This window comes from Streptomyces changchenzhani, from assembly GCF_039766235.1.
Lineage (GTDB): Bacteria > Actinomycetota > Actinomycetes > Streptomycetales > Streptomycetaceae > Streptomyces.
Window position 1 is genome coordinate 45682 of record NZ_JBDHNH010000015.1, and the last position, 12375, is coordinate 58056.

A 12375-nucleotide genomic window follows, 5' to 3' on the forward strand; every position below is an offset into this window, starting at 1 on the left:
CAGGTCAGCAAGCCTGCTCCCCGCGCACGCGGGGATGGTCCCGCCCTGATCAGAGCAGCGTTCTCGTCCACCATCTGCTCCCCGCGCACGCGGGGATGGTCCCACACCCAGGCATTCCCAACACGTCGGACCGAGCTGCTCCCCGCGCACGCGGGGATGGTCCCTTCCACAGGTGGTTCAGGTAGTCCAGGCCGTTCTGCTCCCCGCGCACGCGGGGATGGTCCCGCGAAGGACTCGTACGGTCGGCTCACCGTCCACTGCTCCCCGCGCACGCGGGGATGGTCCCACGCGGGGGTACGCGGCACGCCCGACACGGGCCTGCTCCCCGCGCACGCGGGGATGGTCCCACGCGGGGGTACGCGGCACGCCCGACACGGGCCTGCTCCCCGCGCACGCGGGGATGGTCCCACGCGGGGGTACGCGGCACGCCCGACACGGGCCTGCTCCCCGCGCACGCGGGGATGGTCCCAAGGTGGCCACTCCGAAGAACCCTTGGGAGAACTGCTCCCCGCGCCACGTCACCTCCCGGTGCGTCATTTCACTCTCCCTGCTTCTGCCCACCGCTGGCCGCCCGTGCCCAGCAGCGCCAGGCTGATGAAGAGCCGACGGCTGCGATCCAGGCCCGGTGAAGCATGATCCGCCCCAGCCGCCCGCCGACGGACGGCTGGCCCCTCTGGCCGGTCGTACCGGTGGTGTTCGTCTACGGGGCGGGCTGGTACTCGACTGTTTCCTGGCCGCATCCCTGGGCGAGGGCCTGGAGGGCCTGCTGTTCGGCTGGGTCGATGGTCAGTTGCCAGCGGAGCTTGGTGGAGACCCAGTCGGTGGCGTACGTGCAGCGGGCGTCGGCGAGGGGCGGCAGCCACTGGGCCGGGTCCTGGTCGGCCTTGGACCGGTTGGTCCGGGCGGTGACGGCGACCAGGCTGCGTGCGGAGCCGAGGTCGTTGGCGTAGTCCTGCCGCCGCGCGGGTGACCACTGCGAGGCGCCGGAGTCCCAGGCTTCGGCGAGCGGCACCATGTGGTCGATGTCCAGCGTTTTGGGGTCGGTCAGGGTGAGGCCGTCGTAGTAGGAGAACCATGTCCCCGAGCTCACCTTGCACCCGGGTGCGATGGCTGGTGCGGTGCGGGATTCGTTGATGAGAAGCCGTAGTTCAATCGATCATGTGGCCTGGCGGTCGATCTGATGTTCCTCGCGTCGATCCCGGATAGGTGATCTTCATGGGGCGGGGCATGAAAGCAGGGCCTCTTGGAAGCGAGTGGTTGTCGAGATCACCGTTTCCAGGAGGCCCTGTTGTTCCAGTTCACCGCATCGATGGGGCCGGTGGCCAGTGGTTCGGCGCGGTCGTGTGACTGTCTCGCGCACGTGTACGGAAACGCGGCCGATCAGCCCGGCCGTGAGCGTCGGTACCCGACGGACATGACGGACGCGGAGTGGGCGCGGGTGCGCCCGTTGCTGCCGGTCCCGGCGTGGCTGGGCAAGCAGGCGGGCCGGCCGGAGTCTTATTGCCACCGGCAGATGGTCGACGCGGTGCGCTACGTCGTCGACAACGGTGTCAAGTGGCGGGCGATGCCCGCAGACTTCCCCTGCTGGGAGCGGGTGTACGCGTTCTTCCGCCGGTGGCGGGAGCAGGGGTTGATCGCGGAGTTCCACGACCGGCTGCGCGAGCAGGTGAGGGCGCGGGCGGGCAGGAACGTGGAGCCGAGCGCGGGAATCGTGGACTCACAGTCGGTGAAGGCCGCCGCCAACGTTCCGGCCGCCTCACGGGGTTACGACGGAAACAAGAAGATCAACGGGAGGCGTCGGCACATTGTGACCGACGTCCTGGGTCTGCTGCTGAGCGTCCACGTCGCCCCTGCTGACATCGGTGACCGTGACGCGTTCCAGGCCCTCCTGCCCTTCCTGAGCAAGAGATTTCACCGGCTCCGTCTCATCTGGGCCGACGGCGGCTATACCGGCCCTGTCCTCGCCGGTGCGGCGAAGGCGCTGAACATCGTGCTGGAGGTCGTCAAGCGCAGTGACGACACCAAGGGCTTCAAGATCCTTCCCCGCCGCTGGGTGGTGGAACGGTCTTTCGGCTGGCTGATGCGCTCGCGCCGTCTGGCCCGCGACTTCGAGACCACGACCGTCAGCGCCGAAGCGATGATCCTGTGGTCGATGACCATGGTCATGAGCCGTCGCCTCGCTGGCCGTCCGCGAGCGTGAACCGTCCCGCCCGCACCTCGGTCAGCCATCCACGGGCCACCATCTTCTTCGCCTTCGACCGCACCCCCTCCACCTTCGCCGGCACCAACTCCAGGCCCAGCCCACCGGCGATCTCCCTGCAGATCATCGACCGGTCACCATCCGCCCCGCCGGCCTCCCGGCCGACCAGAACACCGATGATGCGCTGATAGTCCGGCGGGAGCGCGGAGGCCGACAGGTCCGCCCGCCATTGCGGCACCATCGAACCCGACACCGTCACCGACGGGTCGGGCCGCGACTCCCCTCCCACCTCGACCGCCACGGACCCGTGGTCCACGCTCAAGGCGTCATCGAGCTCTTCCAACGCGACGACCTTCCGTTCCCAGAACGTCTCGGCCTCCCGCAGCGCGGCCAGGACCCGCTCGGCCTCCTCGCGCAGCAGTTCCACCCGCTGCCTCGCCGCACGTTCCCGCTCCTCGAACAGCCCTTTCACCGACGGCATCCCCGCACCTCCACGCTCGGACAATCATGACGCCCGAACCCTTCCGCGCTCAGCCCACTTCATACCTGACCAGCGGAAACGCAACCCTCAAGACCCTTTTAGCAACAGCTTCTGAGGACCTCGGAGCGGGTGGAGCACTGGTCCTTGTCGGCGTCGATCCAGTGCTTGAAGGCGTCGCGTGCGTAGCCGTTCCGGGATTCGGTGGCCTTTGCGAGGGCGTCGACGGCTTCTGTGAGGGGGAGGCGGATGTTCTCCGCCGCCTGAACAGGTGCGGCACCGATCATGGGAAGCAGGGCGAGTGCGGCGCCGGCCAGGGCGCGTCCTGTTGTCTTGAGCATGCGGCCTGGATAGCCGCAGTTGGGCCGGTATTTGTGGTGCAACGGCAGGTGGTCACCCGCCTGGGGGGATCAGTCGTACCGGGTAAACGGTCCCTCAACGCCGCGCTGGTCGGGTGGGCGTCGGATGTCCGCGTACACGCGGGCGCTGACGCCCGGTGTGCCGGGCTCGCGCCGCACGGGTGTGATGCCGGAGGTGGCCCACCACTGCTCCAGGCTCGCCATCACGGCGTGGGCGGTCGCCTCATCGGCGGCGGTGATGTCGAGCATCACCAGGCCGGGCTCGGAAACGTGTTGCTCGTCAGCGTGCTCCATGCGTTAAGTGACGTCGGCTCTCCCCGGGCCGGTTCGCCGGCGGCGCGACCACTACCCGCACGAGTGAATCCGGTGGTGAGGCCAGGACCCGGCCCCCGAAAGAAGCTGAGCGGGAGAGAGATCGAAGCGGCGCCGAGGCCGGCCGTGTCCAATGCCGTGCCACCCCTGCGTCGGCAGGGGCGCGTTGCGTCGACGGGGGAGCATGATGCGGGGTTTCCACCGCCGGAGACGTCGCGTCTCGCGGGCGTCGGCGGCGGCGGCGCGGCCGGTGTGCACATGTGTGGGGTGAATGCAGAGCGGCCGGGTGGATCTCACCCGTTCGAGCGGGGGGAGACGGCCCTGCCCCGCGGGTGACCAGAGGTGTTCACCAGGTCTTCGATTTTACGCAACTACCTTGTGATATCTATCACTTCAGAGGGTGAGGCTGTGAACTGATGTGTACGGCACCGGCGTTACCCCCGCTTGAGCTGTGCCTTTAGAAGCTTGTTCGAGTTTCAATATTACTTACAGTCCCCGCGCGTGATCACCCGGTGATTTTTTCTGGCCCCGGCGTGAGTGTGGGGACCTTGATCTCGGCATCGTGGGTCCTGAGAGCCGACCGGCTCCCCCCGCCAGGCACAGTGCTGTGCCTCTGAAGGAACAGGAACCCTCGATGAGCAGTGCACTTCGGCGGTCCGAGTGAACGACGACGACGTCCTCGGTGACGTCTCGCCTCAGCACAGCAGTCCGGTCGCCGCGCCGCTGATGCTGCCGCTGGACTACGAAGCCTTCTTTCTCGGGCACCAGGAGTTCTTCCACGCCTTCGCCGAGATCCACCTGGGTACCCGTCACGCGGCCGAGGACAGTGTCCACCGTGTCTTCCTGGAGATCCTCGCTGGCTGGGACCTGCTGCTCCAGGCCGGAGACCTGGAGCAGCAGGCACTGGCGGTCTGAGGTTCCCCCGAGATGCGGAGGGCGATGACAGCGGGTCAGATGGTTCTCATGAGAGGAACTCTGACCATGGCCGCTCCGAGGAAATATCCGCTGGAGTTGCGTGAGCGTGCGGTGCGGATGTATCGCACCGCCGAGCCGAAGCCCCAGATCAAGCGCCTGGCCATTGAGCTGGGGGTCCACCCGGAGGCACTGCGCGGCTGGATCCGCCAGGCCGAGGCCGACCGCGGCGAGCGCGACGACCGGCTGACCACCGAGGAGAAGGACGAGCTGGGCCAGCTGCGGCGGGAGGTGAAGGAACTGCGCCGGGCGAACGAGATCCTGCGCACGGCCTCGGCTTTTTTCGCCCAGGAACTCGACACGACCCGGCGCAGGTACTGACGTTCCTCAGCGAACGCAGTGACCTCGGTGTCGAGCCCGTACTCCGGGAACTGCACGTCCCCTCGTCCACCTACTACCGCTGGCGCCGGCAGGAGAAGGAGCCGTGTGAACGCCGCCGCCGTGACGCGGAGTTGACGACCAAGATCGAGGAGATCCATGCCGACTCCGGCGGGATCTACGGCTCGCCCCGCGTGCATGCCGTGCTCAAGCGCGAGGGCGTGGCCATCGGCCGCAAGCGGGTCGAGCGATTGATGCGCGAGGCCGATCTGGCGGGCCTCAGCCCACGCCGCACGGGCAAGGGCTTCACCCGCCGCGACCCGACGGCCACGCTCGCCCCGGACCTGGTGCAGCGGGACTTCACCGCTCCCGTGCCGAACCGGCTGTGGGTCACCGACCTCACCATGATCCCCACGGGTGAGGGACCGCTGTGGCTCTCCGCGATCCGCGACGCCTTCTCCCGCCGGGTGGTGGCCTGGGAGACCTCCGCCCGCGCGGACGCCGACCTGGTCCTGTCCTGCCTCGAGTACGCCCTGGCCAGCCGCGAGCCCGTGCCCGGCACCTTGATCCATCACGCCGACCACGGCTGTCAATACACGTCCATCAAGCTCACAACACGGCTGGTACGTGCGGGTATTGAGGGGTCGATGGGGTCCGTGGGCGACAGCTACGACAACGCCCTCGCGGAGAATCTGTGGATGCTGATCAAGACCGAGTGCGTGCGCGGACGCGTCTTCGTCACCCGGGCCGAGGCCAACCTCGCGCTGTTCGAGTACATCGACGGCTTCTACAACAGCCGACGCATCCAGAAACGCCTCGGCTACCTCAGTCCCATCGAGTTCGAGGAGAAGCACTACGCCAACCAGGCGACGACCGAACAAGCGAACCTGAAACCACGTCAACCCATCCTGACCAGCTGATCAGCACCTCCCGCACACCGGGGGAACCTCAGTCCTGCACCGCCATGTCACCGGGCGGCTGAAGGCAGAGGCCCGCGAGCCCTCCTTCGTCATCAACGGTCCGATAGCCCGGACCCTGCGCGCGATCAGGACCGAACTGGAGATCGCGGAGAGCACCACCGGCCTGTACGAGGCGATCACCCAGCTGCCGACCCGGCAGTTCCACGTGATCGTGCTGCGCCACCTCATGGGCTACGAGACCAAACACATCGCCCGGTTCATGGGCCTGGACGTCCGCACGGTCGACTACCACGGGCGCAAGGGCAAGGAGCGGCTGCGCGTACAGCTGGGACTGCCCTCCAATGCGAGCAGGACCAAGAACAAGAAGGGGGCAAGGCAGTGACCTCAACCATCGACGACCTTCTAGCCGACGCAGCCGTACCCACCGCCTCCGCAACCGCCTTCGACGTCGGGGACGCGCTGCGCCGGCTGGCGGCCGACGCAGCGCAGAGCGCACCGCCCCGCGACGTCGCCCGCGCCGCCCAAGCCTGCGAGCGCCTCACCCTGGTCTCCCGGTGGATCCTCAACGGCCCCGGCGCCGCCGCGCACGTCGACCGGATCGCCAACGACCCGGCCGCGGCCCCGCCGGTCACCGAGGAGCAGCTCGACGAAGAAGGCGCCGCCGTCTTCGCGTGCCTGCTCTACCTGACCGAACACCGGGAGAGCGCACAGTTCTGGTGGCAGCTCGCCGCCGGCGCCGGCCACCGCCTCGCCGCGTACTGCCTGCACCTGCACCACCTCGCCCTGGGCGAGAACAAAGAAGCCCAGCACTGGCGCCACCAGGTCACCCACCCAACACCCCACAGCGAAGGCGAAACAGCCCCGCCCGACGAAGCGTTCCTCATCGGCCTGGAAGCGTTCGCCCGCTACGCACGCGACTGCGGATGCTCACCGGCCGGGCCACCCACCGGCAGTCTGGCCAGGGAGGTCGACCGCCTGGCGGAGCAGGGCGAGCCCTGCATCATCGTCAGCCGCCCCGACCGGCGCCTGGCCGACCTGCTCCACAACGTCACCCGCCGCTGACCCCCGAGAAAAAGAAGCAAGGAGCCCTGCCCCGACCCCGGTTCCTAGGCCACCAGTCGGAAGGACTCCTCACACAACGCCCCCTAGAGAAGAGGACATCCACCATGCACCATAACTCCGCCCACCGCCGCCGGCGCAAGACCACCGCCTCGTCCATCGGCCGCCTGCTGCGCTGGGCTTCCGCCCGCCGACGCGCCGCCAGCGGACTCATGCTGCGCGGCGCCTGCTACGGCGCCGGTACTACTGCCGTCAGCCTCATCGCCGTATGGGCCGAACGGCACATCTGACTGGAGTCCGTACCCGAATCGGATACGCGTGGAGGCCGCGACGCTCGCCTCAATGGCGGCGATCGTCTCGGGGGAGAGGTGCCGGTCGCGGCCGGCACCGGCCAGCTCCGCCCCGGCCGGGCGGTCGTTGACGAGTTTGGCGTCAACGGCTGCGAGGGCGTGCGGTGGTGCGCTGGACCCGGGGATAACGGGGGCTGTTGGGCGTCAGACCCGGGCGATGCGCGAGCTCAGCCGGAGGGCGTTCCCAAAGCCGGAGGCTGCTGTCGAGGATGCGCCGGCCCCGATCGATGCCGCCCGCGTCCAGCACCGCCGCGAAGCCGCCGCCACCGAGGCGGCCGCCCTGCGCCGGGCCCGCACGGAACGTGCCTCCCGGCAGGCCGGAACGGCTGCCCTGGTCCCGCCACCGTCGATCCCGCTGCGCACCACGGCTTAACCCGCACGTGACGGCCGATCAACATCACCAGCCGTAAGTGGTTCCTGCGGCGTAGCGTGACGGGTACACGCCTGGTACACCGTGCGTCGCGGTGCGTACCGAGAAGGGGGAGTCGTGCAGGAAGGGACCGTGCTGGACGGCCGCTACCGGCTGATCGAACCAATCGGTGCGGGCGGGTTCGGGCGAGTCTGGAAGGCGCACGACCCCAAGGTCGACCGGCAGGTGGCGGTCAAGATCCTCACTGGCGACGGCAACGCCGACAGCGACCGGCAGGTGGCCCGGTTCGCCCGCGAGGCCGCAGTGGCCGGCGGTCTGTCCCATCCGCGCATCGTCACCGTGCACGACTTCGGATCCGCGCTGCACGACGGGCAGTTGTACGCCTACCTGGTGATGCGGCTGCTTCCCGGCAAGTCCTTGAGCGCCGTCCTGGAAGCCGGACGACTGCCCTTGCCGATGGCCTTGTACACAGCGGCCTGTGTCGCCGACGCCCTGGACGCCGCACATGAGGCGGGCCTGACCCACCGGGACATCAAGCCGTCCAACATTGTCGTGCGGTCCAGTGGTGCAGCGTCGGTGGTCGACTTCGGCATCACCAAGGGCAGCGACGCCCGGCACGACATCACCACCACCGGCATCCTGATCGGTACCCCGGCCTACATGGCGCCCGAGGCACTGTCCGGCACCTTCGACCACCGCTCCGACCTGTACTCGCTCGGCTGCGTGCTCTACGAGATGGTCACCGGACAGCGACCCTTCACCGGCACGTCCTGGCACCTGGTCAACCAGCACCTCAATGAGCAACCCGCGCCGCTGCGCACCCTGCGCCCGGACGCCCCAATGGAGCTGGAACAGCTGGTCAGCTGCCTCCTCGCCAAGGACCCGGCACATCGGCCGACCAGTGCCGAAGAGGTCTACGACCTCCTGAAAGAGACCAGCGACCGTCACTTCGGAGACGCACCGCCCAGCCGCGGCCCGGACATCGCTTCCGAAGTCTGCCTTCGTCCGTACGAAGCCACCGACGGCGCGATCATTCCGATCCGCCTCACCACCCACAAGGCATGCCCCGCCTGCGCTACCAGGGAAGAGAAGAACGCGGCGCGGGCCTGCACAGCATGCACAGGAGAGGGCCGAGTCGTCCGCGAGCAGCACACCTACCAAGTCCGCATCCCCGCGGGCGTCAAGGACGGACAGAAGATCCGGATCCGAGAGCTCGGTGGTCCAGGGAAGCACGGCGGCGCGCCCGGAAACTTGTACGTGACCGTGCACATCGCTGACTGGTAGTCCGGCCGCGCGGCGCGGGATTCGGCCAGGCCTGATGGCTTTGTGCCATTCACGGGCAACCCGCCTCCCACATCACTGACGCCCGGCTACACAAGAAGGCTGCGGGTAGCGCACTGCCTACCCCGCGTGGTGATGGCCGGTTGTGGGGGAGGTCTGAGGGTTGCTGACCATCAACGTGGCGGTGCTGCTCGCAGTCATCGTCGTCTTGCGTCTACGCCGGCGCACCCATTCCCGCAGCCGTTTCGACGAGAAGATGACCGTGGTCATCGTCCTGGCGCTGGGGGTCCTACTCGCTCCCACGCCGGTGGGCCAGGGAATCCTGAACGTCTTGGGACAGCTCGCGGGCGGCGTCACGCAGGCCAACCGATGAGCCCCCACGCCCGCAAACGGCGGGCGCCGACCAGGCGCCCGCCAGTGCGTCGACGTACCCGAAGGCCGGGCAAACGGCGACAGCGTGCGGATGACCGGCTGATCGGGATCCTCGTGGCTGGGGCCCTGGCCGTCGTCCTGGCGGTGGCTGTCGTCAACTGGCTGCTGGCCCACTGGCCTCCAGTCCACCGCCTCTTCGCTACGGACAGCCACTACGTCCGGACTCCGCGCCGAGTCTCCCTGACTCCGCTATCACGGCTCTTATTGCACACTATGCGCAAGTGCACTTCATTGGCATTGACGGGTGCCATGGGCGCTGCCGTGGCAACGAGAGGTGGTGCCCATGGCGACAGGGGAGACCTGGCTCGGCGTCGAGTTCGCCGGCGATGGGAGCAGTCCGGGCCTGGCGGGCCAACGCCGTACGGACTGCCCGAGGGTGCCCGAGATCCGCCGGGTGGCCGGCCCCGGCCTGCTGGAGCATCACCTCGGGCTAAGTGGTCGGCTCCGGAAGTCCTTCGGGGGTTGATCAGGCTGCCAGGGCGACGGAGGATTCTTCTTGTCGGTCGGCGGGTGTGTGTCGGTCGAGCCGGGCCAGCAGATCGTCCAGGTCGGAGGTGGTGAACCTCCAGTGGAATGGCTGTGCCGTGGCGTTGTAGCGGTCTTCGAATGCTCGGAGCCGGTCCCGGACCTGGGTCAGGTCCGTGAAGTCGTTGGGTGAGACGACCTTGCGCTGGACGATGGAGAAGACGATCTCGATCTGGTTGGTCCAAGAGGCGTGGACGGGGGTGTGAACCATGATCGCGTTCGGAAACGCCTCGGTGAGACGGTCGATGGCCTTCTTCCCCCGGTGGGAGGAGCCGTTGTCGAGTCCGGATCGCGGGAGGTCTTCCAGGTCTTCAGGCGTTGAAAGGAGACGCTTTCCTCGCGGAGCAGGATGCGCAGGCCCTCGTGGCTGATGTCGTCGACCACCCCCTCGGCGACGAGGAAGTCCGCCAGCTTGGTCAGGCTCCAGGTCGAGAACGGCAGGTCGTGCTCGGTCGGCCTGGACTTGGCGATCTTCTTGATCTCACGCCGCTCGGGCAGCGTGAACGTCTTCGGCCGGCCACCGGAGTACTTCGGATACAGCGATTCGAAGCCGTCGGCGTTGAAGTTGTGGATCACGTCCCGGACCCGGTCGTCGCTGGTGAACGACACCTCGGCGATCCTCACCACCGGCATGCCCTGCGCGGACAACAGGACCATCTGAGCCCGCCGCCAGGTCACCACCGACCCGGAGCCCCTGCGGATAATCCGCAACAGCCGCCGACCCACGTCATCATCGATCTCACGCACCCGAACCCGTACGCGTTCTGCCATCCGAGCTCCTGTTTCCGTCAGCTGTGACTGGTGTCGATGACGCAGAAGCGGTTCCCCTCGGGATCGGCGAGCACGGTGAAGTCGGCGTCGTCCGGATAAAATTCCCAGTCGACGCGTTCAGCACCCAGAGAGATCAGTCGCGCCACTTCGGCCTCCTGATCAGCGGCATCGCCGGCATAGAGGTCGAGGTGGATTCTCGGGTGTTCCTGCACGGGCGTCGTACTGAGGTCGAGGGCCAGTGCGGCACCAGAGCCGTCGGCCGGCACCAGTACCGCCCAGTCGTCCTTCACCTCACCATCGCGAGGGACGTATCCCAGTGCGCGACTCCAGAACTCCGCTGCCCGCCGCACATCGGCGGCCCCCATCACGATGGTTCCGATGCTCAGCATCCGCCGATTCTGGCAGACATCGACAGACTCAGGCCGTGAACCACGTCCCCAACTACGAGGCGAACCTTGTCTGATGCGGCACTAGCTACCGTGAGCCCGCTGTCGGCGGGAAGCAGCGCCGCCACAAGTCCGGCAAGGCCAAGGATCCCGTTCCGAAACCTGTGCAGCGAGGCACGGGGCGCACCAGGGACATCGGCGGGCTGCCAGTCGTTCGGACACCTCGCAAACCCAAGCGAACCGACTGACGCGCGGCCGGCGTTCCGCGCCGCGCGCAGGTGGGCGAGGCGGCTTACGGCCGCGCTGCTCCATGTGTCAGCCGCCGATGTGGTTTCTCAGGAAGCGCGCGACGGCACACACCTCTTTGTCACAAGGGCGAGCAGAAATTCCGCACTCGACGTATACGGGTACGTACCCGTACCCTGCTTGGGTGGGAAGGAGTACGTCGATGTCCGATGCCAATGTCCGTATCCCTGAGGAAGCCAAGGACCGGCTCGCTGCGATAGCGGCTGCGGAGGGTCTGTCGTTGCGCGCCTATCTGGCCCGCCTGGCCGAGACCCTGCTCACCCCGGCCGAGCGGGCCGAGCGGGCCGAGCGGGCTCTGGCTGCCCTGAAGGACTGGAACGGCTACGCGCCGAGCGAGACTGAGCGGCAGAGCTTGGACAGTGAGCTGGACCGGCGCCTGGCGCAGGTGACCGCACGGTGAGCGATGCCATGCACATCGTCCTGGACGACACCGCGATGGCCGCGGCAGGCCAGGGCAACGTCCTTGCCTCCCGCCTGATCCACCGGGCCCACGGTGAACCGGGCTGGTTCCTGTACGCCCCGGCATGTGCCCTCGTCGAAGCCGATCGCGCCCGGCCCGGCACCGCCGAGCACCTGGCTGCGCTGCCCGGCATCACAGTCCTGGACCTGGACCTGACTGCGGCCCTGGCCCTCGCGCACCAGAACACCTGGGCCGCGGCGCACAGTCAGTACGCGGCGCAGCCCACCGCGGACCGTCCCGACGGAGCGATCATCGCCACTACCGCGCCGAGCCGCTGGGTCGGCGAGCCCGTCCGCGTCCTGGACCTCACTCCCTGACAGTCGGCAATGAAACGGGCCCTACCGCGCGCAGCTTCGGAGACGCTCGGCTGATGCCGCCGTGCGGCGGTGACGCTGGAGCTCGGCAGGCGCAGACAGGCCATCGGGTACTGCAGTGTCCCGGCTGCGCCCGTGCTGGCCCCGGCGTGGTGTGCGCGGACAGGGCGGCACTGCGATGGTGGGGGGATGGATCAGCAAGCACGTGTAGTGGTTCATCCGCTGCTGGACGGTGACCGTCGAGTGACCGTGGATGGCGAACTCGTCGGTCGGGCCGTGGTGCCCGATGACCTGGTCGAGTTCTTGCGTCTGGCTGGTCTGGCCGCTGGGCGGGCGTCGCTGCGCGATCCCACCGTGGTGGAGTGGCGCGGGGCGGTCCCGAAACGTGGAGCGACAGGTAGCACCGGGGCTACGCGGGCCTGCGTGGCCCGGAGCCTGATGGTCCCGCTGGCATTCGGCCGGGGTGCGAGGGGGCGCCGCCGCTCATCTCCGCGCACCCTGAGGGGCCTTTGCGGAAAATGGTGCATGTCTGGCGACTCCTCTACGAAATGGCCGAATAGGT

Annotated in this window: 18 protein-coding genes, 2 pseudogenes and 1 CRISPR repeat array; of the genes and pseudogenes, 13 read left to right on the top strand and 7 right to left on the bottom strand. The window is 68.2% G+C overall.

The window, feature by feature from the left end:
* Window positions 1-13: 13 nt before the first annotated feature.
* Window positions 14-469: a CRISPR direct-repeat array (repeat unit 29 nt; unit sequence CTGCTCCCCGCGCACGCGGGGATGGTCCC).
* Between the two features lie 231 nt (window positions 470-700).
* Window positions 701-1141: pseudogene (locus ABCR94_RS34110) on the bottom strand (HNH endonuclease family protein); the annotation flags it as partial.
* A 273-nt stretch (window positions 1142-1414) separates the two neighbouring features.
* On the opposite strand from ABCR94_RS34110, the gene ABCR94_RS34115 reads away from it, so the two are divergent.
* Complete coding sequence (locus ABCR94_RS34115) at window positions 1415-2200, top strand: IS5 family transposase (protein ID WP_347117076.1); 786 nt, start codon at window positions 1415-1417, stop codon at window positions 2198-2200.
* On the opposite strand, the gene ABCR94_RS34120 is transcribed toward ABCR94_RS34115, so the two are convergent.
* The 3 genes from ABCR94_RS34120 to ABCR94_RS34130 form a co-directional block, all read right to left on the bottom strand.
* A complete protein-coding gene (locus ABCR94_RS34120) occupies window positions 2163-2681 on the bottom strand; it encodes a zinc ribbon domain-containing protein (RefSeq protein ID WP_347117077.1) in 519 nt (172 codons plus the stop codon). The genes ABCR94_RS34115 and ABCR94_RS34120 overlap by 38 nt on opposite strands.
* A gap of 98 nt (window positions 2682-2779) precedes the next feature.
* Window positions 2780-3019: a hypothetical protein gene (locus tag ABCR94_RS34125; protein ID WP_347124824.1), complete on the bottom strand. Its 240-nt coding sequence runs from the start codon at window positions 3017-3019 to the stop codon at window positions 2780-2782.
* Window positions 3020-3088: 69 nt separating this feature from the next.
* On the bottom strand, window positions 3089-3331 hold the full coding sequence (locus tag ABCR94_RS34130; RefSeq protein WP_347124825.1) for a DUF6207 family protein: 243 nt from the start codon (window positions 3329-3331) through the stop codon (window positions 3089-3091).
* Window positions 3332-4009: 678 nt separating this feature from the next.
* Here ABCR94_RS34130 and ABCR94_RS34135 point away from each other — a divergent pair.
* The 10 genes from ABCR94_RS34135 (at window position 4010) to ABCR94_RS34180 (ending at window position 9517) form a co-directional block, all read left to right on the top strand.
* Window positions 4010-4264 carry a hypothetical protein gene (locus ABCR94_RS34135; RefSeq protein WP_347124827.1) on the top strand — a complete coding sequence of 85 codons (255 nt, stop codon included), beginning with the start codon at window positions 4010-4012 and terminating at the stop codon, window positions 4262-4264.
* Window positions 4265-4312: 48 nt separating this feature from the next.
* A complete protein-coding gene (locus ABCR94_RS34140; protein ID WP_347116874.1) occupies window positions 4313-4642 on the top strand; it encodes a transposase in 330 nt (109 codons plus the stop codon).
* 50 nt (window positions 4643-4692) lie between these two features.
* Window positions 4693-5559 carry an IS3 family transposase gene (locus ABCR94_RS34145; protein WP_347118397.1) on the top strand — a complete coding sequence of 289 codons (867 nt, stop codon included), beginning with the start codon at window positions 4693-4695 and terminating at the stop codon, window positions 5557-5559.
* 175 nt (window positions 5560-5734) lie between these two features.
* A complete protein-coding gene (locus ABCR94_RS34150) occupies window positions 5735-5941 on the top strand; it encodes a sigma factor-like helix-turn-helix DNA-binding protein (RefSeq protein ID WP_347124992.1) in 207 nt (68 codons plus the stop codon).
* Window positions 5938-6621 carry a hypothetical protein gene (locus ABCR94_RS34155; RefSeq protein WP_347124829.1) on the top strand — a complete coding sequence of 228 codons (684 nt, stop codon included), beginning with the start codon at window positions 5938-5940 and terminating at the stop codon, window positions 6619-6621. Before ABCR94_RS34150 ends, ABCR94_RS34155 begins: the two co-directional genes overlap by 4 nt.
* Window positions 6622-6725: 104 nt before the next feature.
* A complete protein-coding gene (locus ABCR94_RS34160; RefSeq protein ID WP_347124830.1) occupies window positions 6726-6908 on the top strand; it encodes a hypothetical protein in 183 nt (60 codons plus the stop codon).
* Between the two features lie 217 nt (window positions 6909-7125).
* On the top strand, window positions 7126-7341 hold the full coding sequence (locus tag ABCR94_RS34165; RefSeq protein WP_521978453.1) for a hypothetical protein: 216 nt from the start codon (window positions 7126-7128) through the stop codon (window positions 7339-7341).
* Window positions 7342-7455: 114 nt separating this feature from the next.
* Window positions 7456-8622, top strand: a complete 1167-nt coding sequence (locus tag ABCR94_RS34170) for a protein kinase domain-containing protein (protein WP_347124832.1) — start codon at window positions 7456-7458, stop codon at window positions 8620-8622.
* Between the two features lie 160 nt (window positions 8623-8782).
* Window positions 8783-8992, top strand: coding sequence for a hypothetical protein (locus ABCR94_RS34175; protein WP_347124834.1), 210 nt, complete (start codon window positions 8783-8785; stop codon window positions 8990-8992).
* A gap of 342 nt (window positions 8993-9334) precedes the next feature.
* Entirely contained in the window at window positions 9335-9517 is a 183-nt protein-coding gene (locus ABCR94_RS34180) for a hypothetical protein (RefSeq protein ID WP_347124836.1), read from the top strand.
* Here the strand turns inward: ABCR94_RS34180 and ABCR94_RS34185 are convergent, their stop codons facing one another.
* The 3 genes and pseudogenes from ABCR94_RS34185 to ABCR94_RS34195 all read right to left on the bottom strand — a co-directional run bounded on the left by ABCR94_RS34185 (window position 9518) and on the right by ABCR94_RS34195 (window position 10736).
* The gene (locus tag ABCR94_RS34185; protein ID WP_307128724.1) at window positions 9518-9787 is read right to left on the bottom strand and encodes a hypothetical protein; all 270 of its coding nucleotides are present in this window, start codon (window positions 9785-9787) and stop codon (window positions 9518-9520) included.
* Window positions 9788-9858: 71 nt separating this feature from the next.
* A pseudogene (locus ABCR94_RS34190) lies at window positions 9859-10347 on the bottom strand (helix-turn-helix domain-containing protein); the annotation flags it as partial.
* A gap of 17 nt (window positions 10348-10364) precedes the next feature.
* Window positions 10365-10736, bottom strand: a complete 372-nt coding sequence (locus ABCR94_RS34195) for a VOC family protein (protein WP_347124837.1) — start codon at window positions 10734-10736, stop codon at window positions 10365-10367.
* 445 nt (window positions 10737-11181) lie between these two features.
* Between ABCR94_RS34195 and ABCR94_RS34200 the strand changes: the two genes are divergently transcribed.
* On the top strand, window positions 11182-11439 hold the full coding sequence (locus ABCR94_RS34200) for a hypothetical protein (RefSeq protein WP_347124839.1): 258 nt from the start codon (window positions 11182-11184) through the stop codon (window positions 11437-11439).
* Window positions 11440-11447: 8 nt separating this feature from the next.
* On the top strand, window positions 11448-11816 hold the full coding sequence (locus ABCR94_RS34205) for a PIN domain-containing protein (RefSeq protein ID WP_347124994.1): 369 nt from the start codon (window positions 11448-11450) through the stop codon (window positions 11814-11816).
* The last annotated feature ends 559 nt before the right edge of the window (window positions 11817-12375 follow it).